The sequence below is a fragment of the Mycobacterium conspicuum genome, assembly GCF_010730195.1.
Classification (GTDB): Bacteria; Actinomycetota; Actinomycetes; order Mycobacteriales; family Mycobacteriaceae; genus Mycobacterium; species Mycobacterium conspicuum.
In genome coordinates, this window is the sequence record NZ_AP022613.1 from 3567262 (window position 1) to 3586922 (window position 19661).

General features: G+C 63.0%; 7 protein-coding genes. 1 reads left to right on the plus strand and 6 read right to left on the minus strand.

Features of this window, described 5'->3' with window-relative positions:
• Window positions 1-38: 38 nt before the first annotated feature.
• Complete coding sequence (locus G6N66_RS16535; protein WP_085231159.1) at window positions 39-4073, plus strand: DUF3427 domain-containing protein; 4035 nt, start codon at window positions 39-41, stop codon at window positions 4071-4073.
• Between the two features lie 133 nt (window positions 4074-4206).
• Here the strand turns inward: G6N66_RS16535 and G6N66_RS16540 are convergent, their stop codons facing one another.
• From G6N66_RS16540 to drmD, 6 genes are read right to left on the minus strand one after another with little or no spacing between them, the layout of a single operon-like run.
• Window positions 4207-5895: a hypothetical protein gene (locus G6N66_RS16540; RefSeq protein ID WP_085231160.1), complete on the minus strand. Its 1689-nt coding sequence runs from the start codon at window positions 5893-5895 to the stop codon at window positions 4207-4209.
• A 21-nt stretch (window positions 5896-5916) separates the two neighbouring features.
• Window positions 5917-6615, minus strand: coding sequence for a DISARM system phospholipase D-like protein DrmC (gene drmC / locus G6N66_RS16545; protein ID WP_085231161.1), 699 nt, complete (start codon window positions 6613-6615; stop codon window positions 5917-5919).
• A complete protein-coding gene (drmB, locus tag G6N66_RS16550; protein ID WP_085231162.1) occupies window positions 6612-8654 on the minus strand; it encodes a DUF1998 domain-containing protein in 2043 nt (680 codons plus the stop codon). Before drmB ends, drmC begins: the two co-directional genes overlap by 4 nt.
• Window positions 8651-12373 carry a DISARM system helicase DrmA gene (gene drmA / locus G6N66_RS16555; protein ID WP_085231163.1) on the minus strand — a complete coding sequence of 1241 codons (3723 nt, stop codon included), beginning with the start codon at window positions 12371-12373 and terminating at the stop codon, window positions 8651-8653. Before drmA ends, drmB begins: the two co-directional genes overlap by 4 nt.
• A complete protein-coding gene (locus G6N66_RS16560; RefSeq protein WP_085231164.1) occupies window positions 12370-16437 on the minus strand; it encodes a DNA methyltransferase in 4068 nt (1355 codons plus the stop codon). Before G6N66_RS16560 ends, drmA begins: the two co-directional genes overlap by 4 nt.
• The gene (gene drmD / locus G6N66_RS16565; protein ID WP_232079332.1) at window positions 16437-19565 is read right to left on the minus strand and encodes a DISARM system SNF2-like helicase DrmD; all 3129 of its coding nucleotides are present in this window, start codon (window positions 19563-19565) and stop codon (window positions 16437-16439) included. The genes G6N66_RS16560 and drmD overlap by 1 nt, the downstream gene beginning before the upstream one ends.
• Between the last annotated feature and the right edge of the window lie 96 nt (window positions 19566-19661).

Here is a 19661-nt window from a genome sequence, read left to right on the forward strand (position 1 = left end):
GCCGACTACAGAAAATCATTAGCAGCGAAGGCTTGCCAATGACCGCACCCGAATCTCCGTTCTTCGAGATCCCCCGCGCCGAATGGATCGCAGCCAACCGATCGGCATTCGCGGTGTGGGACGCCCATCCGGTGAATCCAGGACACGCGCTGGTTGTTGCACGACGGCAAATCAGCGATTGGTGGGAAGCGACGCCGGGCGAGCGTGCGGACATCTTCGAGCTTGTCGACAGCGTACGGGCAAAGATCAACGAGCTGCACAGCCCCGATGGCTTCAACGTCGGATTCAACGCCGGTCACGCCGCCGGCCAGACTGTCGACCACCTGCACGTGCACGTCATCCCCCGATATTTGGGTGATGTCGCGGATCCGCGCGGCGGGATAAGAGGGGTGATTCCGGCAAGGGGAAACTACTTGGCCGGCAACGTCTCCCATCCCACGTCGAACCGCTCACAGCCCTCAGAGCACGACCTCGAAGTAACAACGCCGGTACTCATCGATGGTCAAGTGCGTCTGCTTCTGCCCGAACTCGTACGCCATCTCCGCCATGTCAACTTCGACCGCATCGATATCGTCGTGAGTTTCATCAAGATGTCGGGCCTGACTCTTCTCATCGGACCGCTCGAAGACGCACTCGAGCGAGGCGCGCGGGTACGCATCTTGACCACCGACTACCTCGGCCTCACGGAGCCGGCCGCCCTCGCGCGTCTGCATGACCTCATGGATGACGATCCCGATGCGATCAGCGTCCGCGTGTTTCGCGACAAGCAGGTCAGCTTTCACCCGAAGGCGTACCTGTTCTACTCCGCTGCGGAAGCCGCGGAGGCGGCGTTCGTCGGTAGCAGCAACCTCAGCGGATCCGGGCTCGACGGCGGGATCGAATGGAACCTCATGGTGGGTACCATCGACGAATTGAAACAACGGTTCACGGTGTTGTGGACCGATCACCGCAGCGCTCCCCTGACTGACGAGCTGATCTCGTCCTACACGCCTGCCCCAACTTGGGTCCCCGACGCTGTGGAAGCCGCTGATCGGCCCATGCAGCCCGCGACGCCGCGTCCCATCCAAGAAGAAGCGCTGCACGCGTTGGCGCAAACCCGTGCCGATGGGTTCGGCGCCGGAATGGTGACGATGGCAACGGGTTTGGGGAAAACGTGGCTGGCTGCATTCGATGCCGCACAGGCACGGGCCGGCCGTGTGCTGTTCGTCGCCCATCGCGAGGAGATCCTCAAGCAAAGTCGCGACGTCTTCCGACAAGTCAACCCGGAAGCCATGATGGGACTGTACTTCGGCGGAGAGAAGCAGCCCGATGCCGACTTCGTCTTTGCGACGGTGCAGACACTTTCCGGTAGCTTGGACCGATTCCCGCCAGATGCCTTCGATTACGTCGTCGTGGACGAGTTTCACCACGCCGCGGCGGCAAGCTACCGCAAGGTGCTCGATCATTTCACGCCACGGTTCTTGCTTGGGCTGACGGCGACGCCCGAGCGCCTCGACGGCGCCGACCTGCTGTCGCTGTGCGCAGACAACGTGGTCTTCGAATGTGACCTTGTCGAGGGCATCCGCCGTGACGAGTTGGTTCCGTTTCACTACTGGGGTGTGCCGGATCCGGTTGATTTCGAACCGATCCCGTGGCGCAACGGCAGATTCGACCCCGCAGCGCTCGAGCGAGCGATCGAGACGCAGGACCGGGCCCAGTCAGCGTTCGAGGAGTGGCAATCGCATCGCGGAAGCCGGACCTTGGCGTTTTGCGCCTCAAAGCACCATGCCGACTTCATGACCGACTTCTTCGTTCAGCGAGGCGTGCGATGCGCGTCCGTGCACAGCGGCCCGTCCAGCGCGCCGCGGCACCAATCCATCGGCGAGCTGCGCAGCGGCGCCCTCGAAGTGATCTTCACCGTCGACATCTTCAACGAGGGCCTCGACGTTCCCGACATCGATACCGTCCTCATGCTCCGCCCTACCGAGTCGCCCGTCATCTTCTTGCAGCAGCTGGGCCGAGGACTTCGCATCCAGGAGGGCAAGGAAGCGCTGGCCGTTATCGACTTCATCGGCAACCACCGCTCTTTCCTGCTCAAACCGCGCACGCTGCTCAGCCTCGGCCGACGCGAAGCGCCGAGCACACTGCAGGTGCTTGCGGCGTTGGAAAGCAAAGACTTTGGCTTGCCGGCAGGGTGTTCGGTCGACTACGACCTCACAGTCGTCGAGATGCTCAAGACGCTCTCGCGGACCAGTGCACGCGACGCGATCGAGGAATACTGCCGCTCGTACATGGAAGACGAAGGCCTTCGGCCGACGGCGGCGCAAACGTTTCGAGCCGGCTTCGATCCCGCGGTCGTCACGGCACACTACGGCGGCTGGTTTCAGTTCTTACGTTCCATCGACCTGCTTGGCGAAGGCGAGGCGGCGCTGGTCGATGCCCACGGCGATACGCTTCGTGCGATACAAACGGAAAGCATCACCAAGAGCTACAAGCTCATCGCCATCCGGGCATTGCTGCACGAAGGCGCGCTGCGCACAGGCGACGACATTGCCACCAACGCCGACGTATCGCGTCGACTGCTCTTGGCCGACCCGCGCCTCGCCCGTGACGTGCCGCTCAAGGAATTCCCGGACCTCGCCGCGGCTCCGAGCGAGAAGTGGGCTCACTATTGGCTGAAGTGGCCGATCGCGCACCTCACCGGTACGGGCCCCGACGGAGCGCGCGCCCCAAAGCTTTTCCGACTCGACGGCGACCGCATCATGCCGACGTTCGACGTCGGCGACGAGCTGGGCGAGGTCTTCGATGCGCTGGCCGCCGAGCTCATCGAGTATCGCCTCGCCAATTACGTGCTCAACAAGGAGAAGTCGACGACTCGGTCGTGGACATGCCGGCTCGCGTACGCCGATGGGCATCCGATCATCCGGCTGGATCGGCGCCAATCCGCCGACCTGCCGACCGACGACGTCGAGATCATCGCCGACGGCGTGGACTACCGCGCCTCGTTCGCGAAGGGCGCTGTCACATTCGCCACCCGCAGCGATACCACGGGCAATGCGCTGCCCGGGTTGCTTCGAGGGTGGTTCGGCCAGTCGGCCGGCCATCCGGGAACAACACACACGGTCACGTTGGAGCAAGTCGACGGCACGCTCCTTTTGCGGCCCGCTGATTCGACCGACACAGGACTTGAGATCGATTATGTCCCGGTGTTCGGGGACTACACCGTCGCGTGCGGTCCCGGCGCACAGCAGTCATGGACCGACCATGCCGCAACCGAGATCCCCATCAAAAGACAAGGCGGAGAGCCCCTGACACCGTCGCGTAACTTCGTCTGCTTTGCCAAGGGCGACTCGATGGACGGCGGACCCGACCCGATCAAGCACGGTGATCCACTCCTGTTCGAGTGGATCACCGGCGGGTCGGCCCGCGACTATCTAAACCAGCCCGTCATCGTCGAGACGTCCGGGAAGGGCGGAGTCGCAGGGACATTGAAGGTGCTCAGCCGAGAGGCCGACGGATACGTGCTGCGGTCGAACAACCCTTCCGTCGCACCCATTCACGGCGAGTCGAACATGCGGCCGGTGGCGCGGCTGGTGAAGAAGCTCGATCAGCAGGACATCAATCCGCTGGCGCCCAGGATTGGCGAGCAATTCAAGAGCACAGAGGTCCCGGCCCTCTACGGGGAGGTCTATAACCCGGGGAACTGGCGTTCGGGTCACGTCTCGCTGAAAAGCCATGTGATTCTGTTTGTTTCGTTGGAAAAACGCGCCGACCGCACCCAGTACACCGAACACTTCGAAGGGCCGGACATCTTCGTGTGGAGCTCGCAGACAACGACGTCACCAGAACGCAAGAAGGGCAAGGAGATTCTAGATGCCCTCGCGACGGGGAAGTCGATAGAGTTGTGGATGCGCCGGCGCGGCAATGACCCTGCGTTTACCTACCTTGGGCGCGTGGTTCCGATCAGCCACGAAGGTGCGGAGCCAATGTTGGTGAAGTTCCGGTTGCTGACGCCGCTGAGCGGTGAGCTCCAGTCGAGGCTGGGGTTCGCTGCTCACAACGCTAATCCACAAGGCGCCGACAACGATCGATGAACAGGTGACCGGTGACAGCAATCGTCTCTGATTGGGCTCCGGGATGTTCCGCTATGCGGCCTAACAAGCGAATAGAAAATTTGGGCAATCCCCAACGATAGAAGCGATCGGATTCCAGTCGGAATGGCGCGGTTCACGTCTTGGTGTTAGGTAGCAGTCGGTGTGGCCCGATGAAGCCGACATGGATTATGCATTGCTTGTCATCGAAGTGGAAGTAAATGCGCGGCGCCAGATTTCCACCTCCCGTGGCGATTTTAAGATGCGGCTCCATGTAGATGCGGCCGGATGGTGCGATCTCAGTGGCAATCGGAAATTCGCGTGTCCGCCGAAGTCTCGGCGAGTTGTTTACAAACTCCGATTCCTTCATTGCTAGCTTCTTATTGGTAGCACGCCATGCACGTGGGTTCTTTGAGTTCTCGCACCACTCCCAGAACCCACCGCCATCCCAGCCATCTGCGCGGTCGACGGCATAAGCGTGAAGAGCCAGCAACCCTTCCCACGACGTCTGACCCCATGCCGCCGCCGCCGGTGAAGCGTCGAGGTCATCGAGATCGTGCAGCGCTTCCTCGGGGATAACCAGCCTATCGGCCAGATACGCCCTGGCAAGGCTGACGGCCTCCGTCACACTAACCGCAGTCGCCGGAGGTTGTTCCTCTTCCACCACGGTGTGGAACTTGTCTGGAGCCGTAAGTTGGCCCTGCAGTGATACGACATGGCTTCTCAGGTCCTCGATCTCACGGAGCGCAAGGGCACGTTCCTCGAGAGCGGCGCCCAGGTCGATGGCCAAGTCGTCGATGAATTCGTCCTGTTGTTTGACGTGTTCACGCAGTTCTGTGATCGTCGTGTCAGCCTCGCGGAGCTGGTCGTCGGCGAGCTGGAGAAGTTCATCAAAGCTGCCGCCGGTGTCGACGTCCTCCAGCAAACGTTTGACTGCCGGATAGCTAGAAGGTGGTCGCCGCACCGCTGATACTGGTCCAAGCAGCCTGGCGATCGCCTGACCGGCAACGAAATTCGAACGTGTGTAGCGGTCAGAAGTGTAATAGCGGTGGCGCCAAGCATTTCCAGGCTCGGCTGGGTCCACATCAGCCAGATAGACGCGGATCGCACCGTCCCACACCCCGTAGGAACGGCCCAACGCGTCGATGAGTCCGTCGCCAGCTGCGTTGTCGACTGTGTAAGTGGTAGCGATGCCAAACGTCCTCTGCCTCACCGCCTCAACGATTTTGGGGTAATAGAGATCAGACTCTGCTGCTTTGGCTCTCGCCGCCGGACTGTCGTTGGCAACGATGATCGGCAATGTCCGACCAGGACGCGAGATTAACTCGGCAAGCAGTTCGCCGTCGGCCGCTCCCGTCATAACGGTACGGTCAGGCACGAGTGCATCACCGTCAACCTGAGGGGATCTTCCCCCTGCGAGTAGTTCACGAACGAGTTTGGGCGCCGCGACGGCCAAGCGCGCTATGTCGATGTCGCCAACCACCTCGACGTCGACCCAAAACCACCGATTTGCTGTGTCATCTTGCTCGAGGGCCTCCCAACTACGCAGCGTCGTGTGCCATCGTGTACCGCCCGAACGGGTCTCGATAAGATCACCGCGGTACGCCTCGGTAATACCGACTTCCGCGTCGGCGCCAGCGATAGTGTGGACCTCAAGATCGACCCGCTCGCCATTCTGTTGCCCTTCACCGTGAGCTTTCCCGGTGGTAGGCACGACAATTACCGGCCATTTTTCGCTCACCCAGTGGATAAACCTGTCGGCCGCGAATCCGCGAATGTCGTCAATGGCATTGTCCTGCCATATCGCTCGATAGATCAAGGACATAGGGCAACTTCTCCCACTTGGTCACACCAGTTCGTACAACGTCCCATGCTTGCTACACATGGTCGATTCGATCGATGTCGCGAGGCCGTTGTCTTGGATCAGCAGTCCGAACTCGACGTTGCGGTTCTCTGCGTTGTAGGAGAAGTTCGCGCTGGTCAGTAACACCATCGCGTGGTCTACCACGATGAATTTGGTATGACTAACGATTAGATTGCCGTCACGAAGTTGTGCCGATCGGTACACCGTGGCGCGGGGCAGTTGCGCCTTCACGGCGCACGGGTCGCCTTTGTCGGCATCGACATAAACACAGACTGCGACGCCCGGCTGTTCGGACACATACTTGAGCGCAGTCCACATGTTCGAGTTCGCTGAGAAGTTGTAAGTTGCGCACGTAACCGACACTCGCGCGCCACTGACAATACGGTGGAACTCACTAGTGAGATGGCCGGCGGTGGCCTCGTTGCCGGGCATCGTCCACACCGGAACCAGTTCGCGGTGAATAGACTTCGCACCTGCGATCGCCCGGAGTACCGCGGCGGACACAGCAGGGTTGGTATGGCCCAGCCCCGCGAGAGCAAGCAATTCTGCAGCCCGCTCGCGGTGGGCTGCGCCCACCGCTTGCAGCGCATGGGCGGTGTGTTCCCCGGCTTCGATTAGCACCGCAAGGCCCTCGGCCTCACTAGCAGTGAGGTATTCCCCAAGCGCCGCGAACGGACTCATAGAGCATCGACGGCTCCGAAGAAGCCCGGCACAGAGTCGCCGTCGGCGCTGGGCAGCGTAAGGAGGAACCGGCGGTCGAGGAACCGGTTCGCCTTCTCACAGGACGTTTCCGACGCGAAAGAGCAGCAGTGACAGGCGGCACCATGCAGGAAGTCCTCCGGGTCATGCGGTATCCGCATCGCGCACACAGGGTCTGACGAGCAACGCCCCGCACGCCGCAACGCCGAGGCCACAAGTCCTTGGAGCCGTATAGGTTCCGACAGCGCTATCAGACCGCCTAGCGTGCCTTCACTGTCGGATGCCGTGGTACAGATCAACAGTCCTGCGGCGCCTTCTCGCTGCTCGGATGTTGGCCAACCGTAAATGCGTTCGCTCAAGCTGGCCGCGCCATAGCCGCAGGACATGGCCATCTCACGGATCAGCACATGAGATAGCGTGTGAAGCAACCAGTATCGCGGGGCCGGCAGCCGCGTATCGGGGTCCACTTTGGCCGCCGTTTCAGAAAAACGACTCCAGAAGTTACGCCGATGCGCGTTCCGGTGCGCGGTCCACAACGGCGATGACAGAATCGTCTTCTCCCATGCCTCGACCTCGGAAAGGTTGAGCTGCAAGAAGATTCCCTCGCCACGGTCTTCGGTTGCCGGTATCCACGTCGGTTTGCCATTGCGGGTGAGTTTCACCAGTCGGCGCACCACATCGTTCACGCGGTCCAACGCATCGAGACGGGTAAAGCCAAGGAACGCGTTGACCTTTTTCATCTTGTTGACGGCAACCACCCGGCCGATCCGGCTGGGTAACTCGGGGCCGAGTTGTTGCTCGGTCACCATCAGGCCGCTGGTATTTGGTTGCTCGGGGAATAGAGCCGGTTTCTGCAGATATCGCCATTCAGGAACCAGCATCTCGACGGGGTCCCATGCGGCGAGCTTTTCGTGGCGCTCCTCCTCGGAGTCCGGAGGTTTGAGTACATCGGCGACGGTCTTGGCGATCTCGTCGTCGGTAACATCTGCCAGGTCGATGCTTTTGGCTCCGGCCAGTGCACGAATTACGTCGATCTGCGCACCGAATTGCTTCACTTGCTCCACACCGAGCTCAGCCCGGAGCCTGTCGGCGAGCGCTTCGGTCTTTTCCTCATGGGTGGGCATCACGATGATCGACTGAGTGGAGGGGAACCAGAGGTTGGACGCGCCCATCATGATTAGCGCGGGTCGTCCATCACAGTTGGTGTCAAAGGCGTTCAGGTGCGGGTGGCGGCCTCGACATGTCTGCGGCAATTTGTCACGCCCTGCCGTGCCTTGTGCTTCGGCCATGCTGCGCGTCGCCCCGCATGAGGCGCACTCGATGGTTGAGCCGATGCTCCGTCCGACGTTGGCATCGCGCATCTTCAGGTCTGGGGCTTCGGCCTTCGGACACTGTGCACCGCGATGCACCCATAGGCCGTAGGGGAACTCATCGAGATGTCCGTTGGCGCATGTCAGTAAGTGCTGCGCGGGGACGGCTGGACTCTCCCGCCGTCGCGAACTTGAGCCCGCGCGTTGCACACCGCGCCCGGGGCAGCTCTTGTGGGTGAACTGGGCTAGGTCTGGGCGAAACGGGTGGGTGTTGGTGTAGCTGAATCGCGGCAGCGGGCCGAGGTAGTCACATCCGGTGCAGCGCAACCATTGCGGGAACACTCGCGCCGGTATACCCAGGTCTGCGCCCTCACTGGAAAACGCGCGCTGCTTTGGCTGCCAGGGGAACGGCCGCAGCGCATCCACCTGTGGGCCGAGGTGCAGCCGTACGACGTTGAGCAGGCGTGGCTCGATGATTGTCGGCACGTGTTCGCGTCGCTTCCAAATCGGCTCCCAGTCATCCAAACCGGCTGGCATCACCGAGAATCCAGGCAGGTCCATGATTGCGCCGGGCCCGTAGGTGTAGAGCAGTGACGAGGGGCGCGCGGTCCCGACCTTCGCACGGTTTTTGACGACGCCCTCTTCGACGTCACCAAGGGGGTCCAGGGATACAGTGGCGTCATAGAGCATCTCGGTGACGGTGTCGGTCATTCGTCACCCTTCCCGGCCGGCAGGACCCAAGTGGGCGCACCGTCAGGTGTCCGCACGAACAGCCGCTCGGGGATGGGGCTGACTAAGACGTTGATCTCCGGCTGCACTTCCCGCATTGAGTTCGCTACCACGAAGGGTGGTTGCATCGATCCGCCTGCCGCCGCCTTGGCGTGCTCGGGGCTGACGAGCAGCGCCAGGTATTTGTCGCCCTCACCGGTACGTTCGTAAACCAGCGTCTTGCCCATCTCGGTGGCGTTTTTGGTTCGATCCGACCATCGATCAATCCGATTGGTCAGCAGGTCGCTGGCGCGTTTGGTCGCATCGTCGTCTTGTGCGGCTGCCGCGATGCGCTTCTTGAGCCGCGCGACGATGTTTTCGACGGCGCTGTGCTGGTCTTTGATCCGCCACGCGGTGCGCTCAGGCGATAGACCATCTTCCAGGTGGGCTTGCAGGACTCGTGCGGCGCTGACCAGCAGGCCGTCGATGCCCCGGTCCAGCGACGTCGGTGAGTACGGCGTGACCGACAACGCTTCGACCTGGGCGTAGAACGTTTCGTGGTAATGGCGAAATTGCTCGAAGTGGGCCAGGTCGCGTGGGCGAGCCCAGTTGCCCAGCGTCACAACCAAACCGGGCCGGTTCGCGTCTCGACCAACACGGGACGAGGCCTGAATGTATTCAGCGGTGTTCTTGGGCTGCCCGGCCACGAGCATCAACCCGAGGCGCTGCACGTCCACCCCAACCTGGAGCATCGAGGTGGCCAGCACCACGTCAAAGGGCGATTGCGCCTCATTGCGGACACGCACGGCTTTGCCGTTCTTCTGGTCGGCCATCCGGGTTCGCGCCGCTTCGTTGGTGTCGTAGGTCGGGTCGAATTGCAGCCCGAGCCGGTCCAATGTCGCGCCGATCTCCGAGGAGGCGATGCGCGCCGTCAGCTCGCCCTTGTGTAGCAGACCAAACGCGGCACCCAGCCGACGCGGAAAACCAGAACCCCGACGCGGCCGCCTGACCCTATCCTGCACGTCGTCCGACAAGTATCGAGTCATGCCCGCCAACTCGCGGGTGGCGTTAAAGTAGCCGACTAACGTCATGTACGGGTCGGCGTCGGCGCCACAGCGGTCGAACAGTAGCTGCCCGGCCGACAGCAGCACCTCCGAGGCGCGGATCTGTGCGTTGGCCAACCGCACGCCTTGCGCGCTCACCCCGACGTAACGGCGGCCCGAGTTCTCTTTGCTGACCGGGATTTCCACGGAGAAGTAGGTGTCGGCGACATCGAGCACTTGCGGCGGGAACATTTCGACGCGCCGCCCATACAAGCCCCGTACTTGCTCCGTAGCGTTGCGCACCGTCGCGGTTGAGGCCACGATCAACGGCCGCACCGGTTTGCCGTCGGCGCGCTCCCAGGAGGCGAGGGTTTCGACGGCGACTTCGAACAGGCCGACGGAGGTGCCCAGCGCCCCGGTGATTAGGTGCAGCTCATCTTGGATGATTAGATCCGGCGGCCGCAGCCGGTCGACTGGGCGAATCGTGGCCGCGGGCTGTCCGTTCGTGGCCGGGTGCGCGGTAGAGATGCTGCAGCCGCCGTAGTCGGGGTGCACGTAGCCGTGGCGTCCACATCGCCGCCTAACGTAGCCGAACAGCGCTGCGGCCTCGCCCTCGCGCGCCAGTCGGGCGAACTTGTCCACAGTGGCGATGACGAATGCCGGTGTGAGCCGATAGATCTCCTCGTCGACGGTCAACACCGGCAGACCCTCGGTCACGCTGCCGCCCTTGGCAAATGGACATTGGGCCAGTTCATCTCCGCAGTAGACAAATACGCGGCGCAGCGTCGCATCGGCTTTGACCTGTGCGGCGGAGACGGGGGTGCCGCACCAGGGGCAGCGCTGGAGCTGCAGCACCGTCAGGCGGTGCGAACCGTATTCGTTGGCCCGGGCCAGTTGCTCGTCGGCCTCCTCGAACCGTTTCGGGCTCACATCAGTGCCGACCCACAGTCCGATCCGGAATGGTTCGCTGCCCCAGGTGCTTTCATCGGCACGTCGCACCAGCTCGGCCGCACACATCAGCGCGGTGGCGCGCTGGAACTGCTGGGCGGTCAACAGCCGCAACGTGTATCGCATCAACACGGCGACCCCATCGCGGCCGTCGAGGGGTCCTTCGCTCGATTCGACGACGCCCTGCCTGCGGCGGATCGCGAAAGTGTAGGCCGCCAATCCGAGATAGGCCTCGGTCTTGCCGCCACCGGTCGGGAAGAACAGCAACTCGACCCGCGCTTGATGCTCGGCGCTGCGTAGCGGCACCGTGGGGTCGGTTAACGCGGGAAGCTGCATGAGGATGAAGGCTAGCTGGAACGGCCGCCAGGATGCGGCGGTCTCCCCCTTGTCTGCAACCTTTTTCTGCGCATCCGGGATCGACAGTGACGGATCGGAGGCGCGCTCCGCCGCAACCTGGGTGGCGATGCGTTGGTCGCGCATCACTTGGTTCATGAATCGAAAGCAGCGCAGCGCTTCGTCGTCAGTGGCGACGTGTTCGAGCCCGGCCTGAAGCCGCTGGTGGGCCTGACGCGCCTCCCACAACACCAACTCCGCTGTCTCGCGTAGATGTTCGGGCAGCTCGGCAGCGATCGACTGCTGGCCGTCCAACCAGGTGCCGTATTCCGTTACCAGGGGCTGCAGCCCGTTGCGCAACTCATCGGGTGTGACGCGGGACAGTTTGTCCATGGACAGCAGCGCGTTCTCCACAGGCCGAGCTCGAGTCTGCGGGGTTTCGGCGACCGGTAGCCAGGTTGTCCACACCGCTGACGCGCGCCGCGAGCCGGTTTTGACCGACCAGTCGACCGAGCAGGTCCGCCCGATCGCGTATTCCAGCCGGTTGCGGTACTGCAGGTTGAGCCGTCGGACCTCCGGATCGTGTTCGGGGAGTTCTTGTTCCAACACGTCGCAGACCGGCAGGAACACCTCGGCACCGCCCGCGTCGACATGAAGTTTTGTTTGAAACATCCACATCCCCAACGGGATCGGCAGGGGCGCCGCACGGTCGTTGCACAGCGCGATCTCAATGAGCACGCGCCCGCACGCCGGGTCGTTGTAGCGGTCGATCCGCAGGCAGATGGACTCTTGCAACGGAACCGTCGTGGTACGGCCCGGCATCAGGTCGGCCAACGCGATAGTGCGTGCCTCTTCCACGGGGGTGCGCTGGTAGTGGCGAATCGGGCGACCGGACTTGGTGACCTGGTCGGTCTGCACGCTCTCGTAGGTGCCCCACGACGCGGTCACCGTGAACGACCCCAGATCGAGCGGAACTTGAAACCGCAGGCCCATCGACGCCGCGATCATCAACCCCTGCTTGGGCGCTCGGTCATCGGCGTCGTCGTCTTCGCCGTCAGCATCATTGTCGTCGGCAGCGATGGCCGGCACACCGTGGCCTTCCACAAGTCCTTCGCCGTCGGCGCGCGGCTCCACTAAGGGTCCGCGCTCGGCGTCGCCTTCGGCATCGTCGTCGGTATGCGCGGCGCCGGTGAGTTTCACCGGGGCGATGTGGCCAACCAGGTACTGGGAGCGAGGGCTGAACGGCAGCACCTCATGCGGGCCGTGGATCGGCCCGAGCAGCTCACGTTTCAAGATGTCGACCAGGTTCTCCCGCACGGTGAACGACGTGCCGTCGGGCTCATAAGTCAGCTGGTAGGTAGCCTCGGCGCCGTTCGACTTCTCGGTGGTCTCCTTCATGGGATCAGTGTTCCTTGCCGTTCTGACACCGTCCGGCCGCGGCCGTCCCTGCGTTTCGGTTTGGCCGCCTGCTTAGCTTCGGCGGCGGCGCGGCGGTGATTCTGCTCCAGTAGCCGGTCAAGGATCTCGACTCGCGCAGCGGGGCTGACCGTCCAACGCTGCATTTGGCGGTAGGTGTGGAAGCCGTGCTCGAGCGGAATATCCGACCAGCCGTAGGCGTCCATGACCGCCTCGTCGAGTTCGACGTGAATCGCCCGCATCCGGGCCACATCTGGATCGGAGGCATCAGCGAGCTGCTGGTTGTTGACGAGGTTGTAGAGCTTGGTCAGACCGAGGTCGCGGCGAAGCATGATCTCACGACGCTCCGCATCGAGCGTCCGACCGATTTGTTCCAACCACTCTGTTGTTTCAGGGCGTGGGAGAGTCTCGAAAACATCAGTTGGCGAATAGTTCACATCGGTGCGCATCGTCGAACCGTATTTAATGGCCCACATCTGGTGGAGACTCGACGAGAGCACCGCTTGGTCGCCATACGAATCGACCGCAAAGACCGCAAGCTTGTGGGCGAAGACTTGTCCTGTCGGAACGCGCGCAGGCATGACCGTCTTGCTCACCAGCGCAATTACGAGCACCTCGTCGAGGCCAGCGATCGCCTTCCGCATGCCCGATGCGTTCTCCGCGAAAAGCCACCAATTGTCGCGGCGAGCTTGCCGACTATTCCTGTCGCGCTCGGGTTTGACCCGAAGACGCACTCGGTTCAAAGGCTGCACGTACTGCGCCGCCTGTTCGACGGCTAGTCCATAGAAGTCGATCACCCAGCGCGATGCGGAACAGTCCGGCCGAGAGTTGAGATCTTCACCGCCAAGGTAAGGAAACAGAACCTCGGCATTACGAGAGTCCTCGGCAATCCACGCCTGTGCTTCGTCGGGTTCGAGGACGAAGCCCATGCCAAGCACGATGCACCCTTGGAAGGCGACGTCCGCGTTATCGGCGAGCCGGACGGGGTTACCCGCAATCCGCCCGCCGGGCTCCAGCAGGGTACTGATCCTCTTGACGGGCGTGTCGTCGCTGATGCGTGGCACGTCGTCGGCCACCGGCCCGACAGTGCCCCACACCGCGGCGTATTCCAGATTGGCGCTGGCGGCGGGCCAGGACCGGCTCTGGATCGCGCGGGTGATGGTGAATCCGGAGGCGACCATTCGATCGAGCCCAACCTCGCGCGTGTCGCCTTGGGCGATGGTGTTCGTGGCGATGAGCCCCACGGTCCCCTCTGAAGAGAGCAACGACTGCGCGCGCAGGAAGAAGTACGCCACCTGGTCAGCACTTCCCCGAGTCCCTTCAGCGAGTACGTTAACGAACCAGTCGCGAATGTTGGTTCCCAAAGCACCGGTGAGTTTTTGGCCACCGAGGAACGGCGGATTCCCAATGATGGCATCGAAGCCGCCTCGTTCAACGACAACATCCGGTGCCTCGATGACCCAATGATTCGGCCGCCATCGCTCGTAGTCTGTCTGCACCGTTGGCCTCAGGCCGGCGTCAATGATCGAGCCGAGCATTGTCGAGTCCGGTTGATCAGATTCGGGGTGTGCGGTCTTGACGGCGATGCGCAGGTTCTCGTACGCCTCGTCGAGTGCCTTGTCCGGTTTCCCGCCAAGGGACAGTCCAGCGGCGATCACGCCGTCAGCGATCTTTCGCAATTCGGCTGTGACGTCGTGCAGTTGGGCGAGCTGCCGGTGTTTGGCAGCGCTGTTGCGAGCGGGATCGTTTTCGTCGATTTCGGTGGCTAGTTTGCGACGCAGTTCGACGGCTCGATGGATGATGGCGTCGATGTCGACGTCGAAGATGTCGATCATCGCCGTGGCTGGTACACGGCTCGGATCGATGTGCAGTTTGCGGAGTTGGTCGAGGCTGGTCAGGCCGAGCAGTGAGTTGCCGAGGAAAATTTTGTCGTCGACGAATGAGAACGGCAGGTCGCGATCGAGGGAGACTAACCAGAGTGAGAGCTTGCACATTTCGACGGCCATGTCGTTGATGTCGGCGCCGTAGATGCAGTTGGCGACGACTTCACGGATGGCCCGCAGATACAGATCGCGGCGTTGGCTGTTGGCGGGGTCTTCGGCGGTCCACGCCTCAACTACTCGTTCGGCGAGATAGCGTGCCGCGCCGACGAGGAATGCGCCAGAGCCGCAAGCGATGTCGGTAACCTTGAGGCTCAGGATGTCGTCGGAGGACTTGAGTTTCCACTTCGCTTCGTCGGCGGTCCGGTGTGGGCCGGGCCAGTAGCACAGCGGTTGCAGCGCGTGCAGCACGACTTCTTCGGCCAGCGATTTCGGGGTGTAGTGGGCGCCGGCGTTCTTGCGGGAGGGGGTCTCTTTGACTATCAATCCGCCGGCGCGCACAACGAACGGGCGGCCGCGCAGGTCCTGGCGAATCAAACTCAGCCATTTCAGCGCCCGGTCGCGCAAATGGGCGTCGTCGCCGGCGGCCTGAGCGAGAGCGCTGACCGCACCCGGCTCAGGCTTGGTACCAAGGCCTTTCGTGATTGCTGTCGCCGATTGCGGCGTCGCACCGGGCTGGTCGCGCTCGACCCAGGCGCGGATCGCTTCGGCGAGCTTCTTTGGGGTGGCGTAGCCGGCAGCTAGCTCCTCCAGCACCGCGAGCGGGATCTCGGGTTCTTCACCCTTCTTGCCTTGCAAGCCCAGATAGGGTTGGTCGACGGTGACCGCGGTGTAGCCGAGCAAGCCCTCATAGATGTAACCGATCTGCTCAACATCGATGTCGCGGAACGATATTCGGCGTGCCTCGCCGCCCTTGAGGACGGCCTGTTGCACCGAGCGCAGCACATGCAGCATCACCCGATCAGACACCGTCAGCGCGAGAGTGCCGTGTTCGGTAGTCGCGGTCAAGAACGGGAACCGTACGGGGTCAAAGAGAGAGCCCCCGTAGGCCGGCATCCGCATGCCTTCAAATGAGGCGCCCGCATACAGTGCCTGGCTGGTGGCGAGCAGTCGATGCCACATCATCGAGGTGGCATCCAGCGCCTCTTCGCCCTCGGCGGTCTCGCGGCCCTGCAGCCGATCCAGCGAGGCCGAGATGCCGTAGCCCTGTTCGAAAAGTTCTCCCGATGGCAGCAGGCCCCGCTCTTCGGCGAACAGCAAGAACACGATCCGCATCATGATCGTCACCGCGGCCTCGTAGGCTTGGTGAGGGTCGTCTGGCAGCGGGTTGGGTTGTCCCCGATTTTGCGCATCGGCTGCCGATTCAGAAAACGACGCGATGAGCAACTCGACGGCGCGGCGCACCTGGGCGCCGAGCGCCTCGGTGATTTCCTCAGCGGCGGCGACAGATTCGGCGAACAGCACCGGCAGCCGCTCGTTCGGGTCGCCGCCCACGAGGTGTTGGCGGCCGATGACGGTCAGGAACGCGTCGCGGGTGCGGGGCTCTTCGATCCACGTCAGTGCGTCGACAATGCCCGAGGCAGCCATGCTGCCTTCGCGGGCGCACACCAGTCCCCACCAGCGTCCGTCGGTGACGATGCCGACCTCAACGCCGTTGGCGCGCAGCAGCGCCTCCATCCGGTCGACCGGGGTGGCAGCCCAAAGATCGTTAGGTACCTGCCGCAGCGAATCGACCGGGTCGATGACAGAAACGAGGGCTCCGATGCCATCCGGGCCAGTGAGTGCGGCGTTGGCTGTCACCGTCACCGCACGGTTAGGGGATTGGGCCGGCACAGCGGCCACCTCACCCCACGACAGCGACTCTGCCCAGCCAGCCACCTCCCGCAAGATTGCCTCGACCCACTTGTCGCGCGCGATACGGTAGGCGTCCAGCGTCGCCGAATCGTCGGGCATGCGGTCGAGCGACTCCCATGCGGGCTCGAAGTCCTTGCGGGCGTAGACCAATGCTTCCTTGCGGTCGTCGGAAAGACGTGGCATGCCCTGCGGCCACACCCGCTTGAGCGGTGGAATCGCCAGGAACGGGCCCTCGGTGTCGACCAGTTCTAGCCACTGCCGGTGCAGGTCGGCGGCATTAATGATGCTTTGAGGCTTTCGTCGCGCGGGCATCAGCGCAACCCCTCTGCCGCGTCCGTCGGGGTGAGTGCGAACACGACCGCGGCTGCGGTCGTGTGTGGTTTGACGTCTGCGTAGCGGTGCATGATCGCTTGGATTTCGCGGGTCTCTTCATCATCGAGGTCGTCAAGGCGGCGTTGCATGCTCTCGATGTCTCGGCGCCACTGCTTTTGCTGGTCGTCGGCCCACAGCATCGCCTCGGATTCGGCTTCCTTGCTTCGTAACTGAGCCAACGAGTCATGGAGGTTCGCTCGGAACGCGGTGAAGATGTCGCGTGCGCGCTGGGTATCGGTTTGTTGGCGTTTGGCCAGCTGCTCCATCACCAGCTCTTGGCGGCGCGCCGCGCGAGTCTGCATTGACGCCTCCAGCCGGGCGCGCAGCGGCGCGTCAGGAAGGTTCCACAACTCGCACAGCCGATCGCGCAACTGCTTACTAGCCGACTTGAGCCGGTCGTGATCGAGGGCTTGGTCCAGGGCCGCTTCGGCTTTCTCCTCGGCCATCGTCCGGCGGCCTCTCAGCCGGACACCCACTAGAAACACCTCCTCGTGTAGCCGTACGCCTCCGCGCCCGACCAGCACCATGCGGGTCACCGCGGCGACGAACGACTCCGGTAGGTCATCAACCACGACCGCCGTCACCCGGCTGAGCGGGGAGTCCACGCTCCACAGCGAACTGCGCAGCAGCCGCTGTGCCTTCTGGACGATCGGATGACCCAGGTGCACATAGACCAGATCGCTGCGACCTTCTGCCGCGGCCGGGTCAAACGTGATCGGGCGCAGCACACCAGGTTTCAGCCGTGTGTCCAAGCCCTTAAGGGTGTCGTGCCAACCCGGTGTCAGTGTCGGCAGCGCAAACACGTCGGCGTCGGTGCGGTCATCACCAACCGGGATCAGCGGTGGCTGGTGGTTGATCCGCAACGCGGTGTCCACGACTCGGCGCAGGTTTCCCGGTTCCAGATGCATCTGGACACGCGAATCGTCGTAGCCCTGTTCCAGCTGGGTGAGCCGGGCGTTGAGCTCTATCCCTCCGGCGAGCGCGGAGTTGATTACCTCGTTGGCATCGACCCCTTTGGCCTTGCGCGTGGCTGGTTTACGGCCGGTGAAGTGCTGCTGGATCTCCTCGCCGATCACCTGGTTCGCTGAGCCGAGGTCCAGCTCGACTTGAGCGATCTTCTTGGCGACCCGGGCCATGAAATCGACATCTGCACCGTAGGTCGACGACTTTTCGTCCGGGACGAAGTGGAAGACTTCCGGTGTCTCCGTCTGGCCGTAGCGATCGATGCGGCCGATCCGTTGCTCCAGCCGCGACGGGTTGAACGGGATGTCGAAATTCACCAGACGGTGGCAATGGGTCTGGAGGTCGATGCCTTCACCGGCGGCATCGGTGGCCAGCAGCACCCGCACCGGCTCCTGGGCGGGGTCGGCTGTGAACTGAGAGCGGATGTATTCGCGGTCCTCGGTCGGCGTCGAACCTTGGATCACCGCCAGCCGATCTTTGTCGTAGCCGCGTTGTGTCAGTACCCGCTGCAGCCAATCAACGGTGTGGGCGTATTCGGTGAATACGACGACCCGCTCGTTGAGCCAGTGTTTGCGGTCGGGCCGGCAGATCGCGTCGAGGAAGTCGATGAGCTTGTCCAGGCGCGAGTCCGGGCGGCTCTCGTAGCCCAGTCCCCAGTCTCTGAGCTTTTCCAGCTGGCCCGGCGCCGCGGCACTGAGCGGGTCGGAACCCTTCGACTCACGCAGCCGCTCGGACTCGTCTTGCTCCCACAGCCCCTCTTCCTCGTCGGCCTGGCCATCGCCGAAAATGTCGTCATAGTCATCGATCAGGCCGCGGCCCGCCTGGGCGCTGAGGTAGTGGCTCAGCGTCATCCCGAACGCAAACGGGCTGGACAAGAACCGCTTCTTGAGCAGCATCGTCACGATGTCACCACCCGGCTTGGTGCCGTTCTGTTTGGCACTGTTGGTGACGATCTCGTCGAGCAAGTCGAACATCGCCTGCTCGCCGTCGTCGGGATCGAACGACAGAATTTTGACCTGACGGTCCTTGAACCCCTTGGCTTTTAGATCTTTTTTCAGCCGGCGGATCGTGACGTCTTTGAGTGCGACCGAGTCAAGGATTGCGCCGCGGGAGAATCTCCGCGGGTCGATCATCTCCATCAGCGCGGTGAACGATTCCGGATGCCCGTTGTGCGGGGTGGCGCTCAGGAACAGTCGGTGCTCGCATTTGTCCGCGAGCTGGCGGACCGCCTCCGTGCGTTGGGTGTCTACCGCATAGCCGCGGCCGCTGGCTACCGCCGATGGGCTCGATGGCGCAACGTGATGCGCCTCGTCGACGATCAGCACGTCGAATGCGAACCGCTTGGCGGTCTTGGGGTTGGAGGCTTGCGCGTACACGTCACGCAGCATGCGCTGCGCCCGCACCTGGGGCAGCCACGCCATGCTCACGATCACCCGCGGGTACAGCAGAAACGGATTGGCGTGCAGGCCGTGGCTGCGACGCACCTGGGCAATCAGCTCGCTGTTGACGATGGTGAATTGAAGGCCGAACTTGTCACGCATCTCGTCCTGCCACTTCAGCGACAGGCTGGGCGGGCAGACGATCACCGCCGTGCGTGCACGGTGCCTTAGGAAAAGCTCCTGGAGGACCAGACCGGCCTCGATCGTCTTCCCCAAACCCACGTCATCGGCCAGTAGCAGGTTCGCACGCGGGCTGGCCAGGGCGCGGCGTAGGGGTTCAAGCTGGTAGGCCTCCACTGCGACGCCGGACCAGAACGGCGCCTGGTACCGGTTGGGGTCCGCCGACGTCACCGCGCCCCAGCGCATGGCGTCGATAAACCCTGCGAGGGTTTCCGGGTCGTCGAAGGCTTCCGGATGGATCTGCTCTGGGAGGCCCTGCGCCGGCGTGACGGTGTGGCCGACCTCCAGCTCCCAAATGACCGACAGTTGTTCGCCTAGCCGGTCCTCATCGAGGGATTGAAGGTCGACGACGTGGTTTAGCTGGGCTGCGGCCTCGTCTGCTGGGCTGCGGGGCAGGCCTTGGGCCTGGACATTTGCTACTGCCCAGGTGGATCCGCGAACCTCAACAACTTGACCGGGTTCCGGCGGAGAACTAACTACAGACACTCCTATACCACCCCAACTTGCACTGCAGCACCAAGGGACACTATCGCACTGGGTGCCGACGCGGGCCGAGTTGGAGCGTCGCCCCGTCGGTGGAGC

Bases quoted from the DNA above. Each gene is read 5' to 3' on its own strand.
- G6N66_RS16535 (WP_085231159.1), top strand. From the start codon at position 39: ATGACCGCACCCGAATCTCCGTTCTTCGAGATCCCCCGCGCCGAATGG.
- drmA (WP_085231163.1), bottom strand. From the start codon at position 12,373: ATGAAGGAGACCACCGAGAAGTCGAACGGCGCCGAGGCTACCTACCAG.
- drmB (WP_085231162.1), bottom strand. From the start codon at position 8,654: ATGACCGACACCGTCACCGAGATGCTCTATGACGCCACTGTATCCCTG.
- G6N66_RS16560 (WP_085231164.1), bottom strand. From the start codon at position 16,437: ATGCCCGCGCGACGAAAGCCTCAAAGCATCATTAATGCCGCCGACCTG.
- G6N66_RS16540 (WP_085231160.1), bottom strand. From the start codon at position 5,895: ATGTCCTTGATCTATCGAGCGATATGGCAGGACAATGCCATTGACGAC.
- drmC (WP_085231161.1), bottom strand. From the start codon at position 6,615: ATGAGTCCGTTCGCGGCGCTTGGGGAATACCTCACTGCTAGTGAGGCC.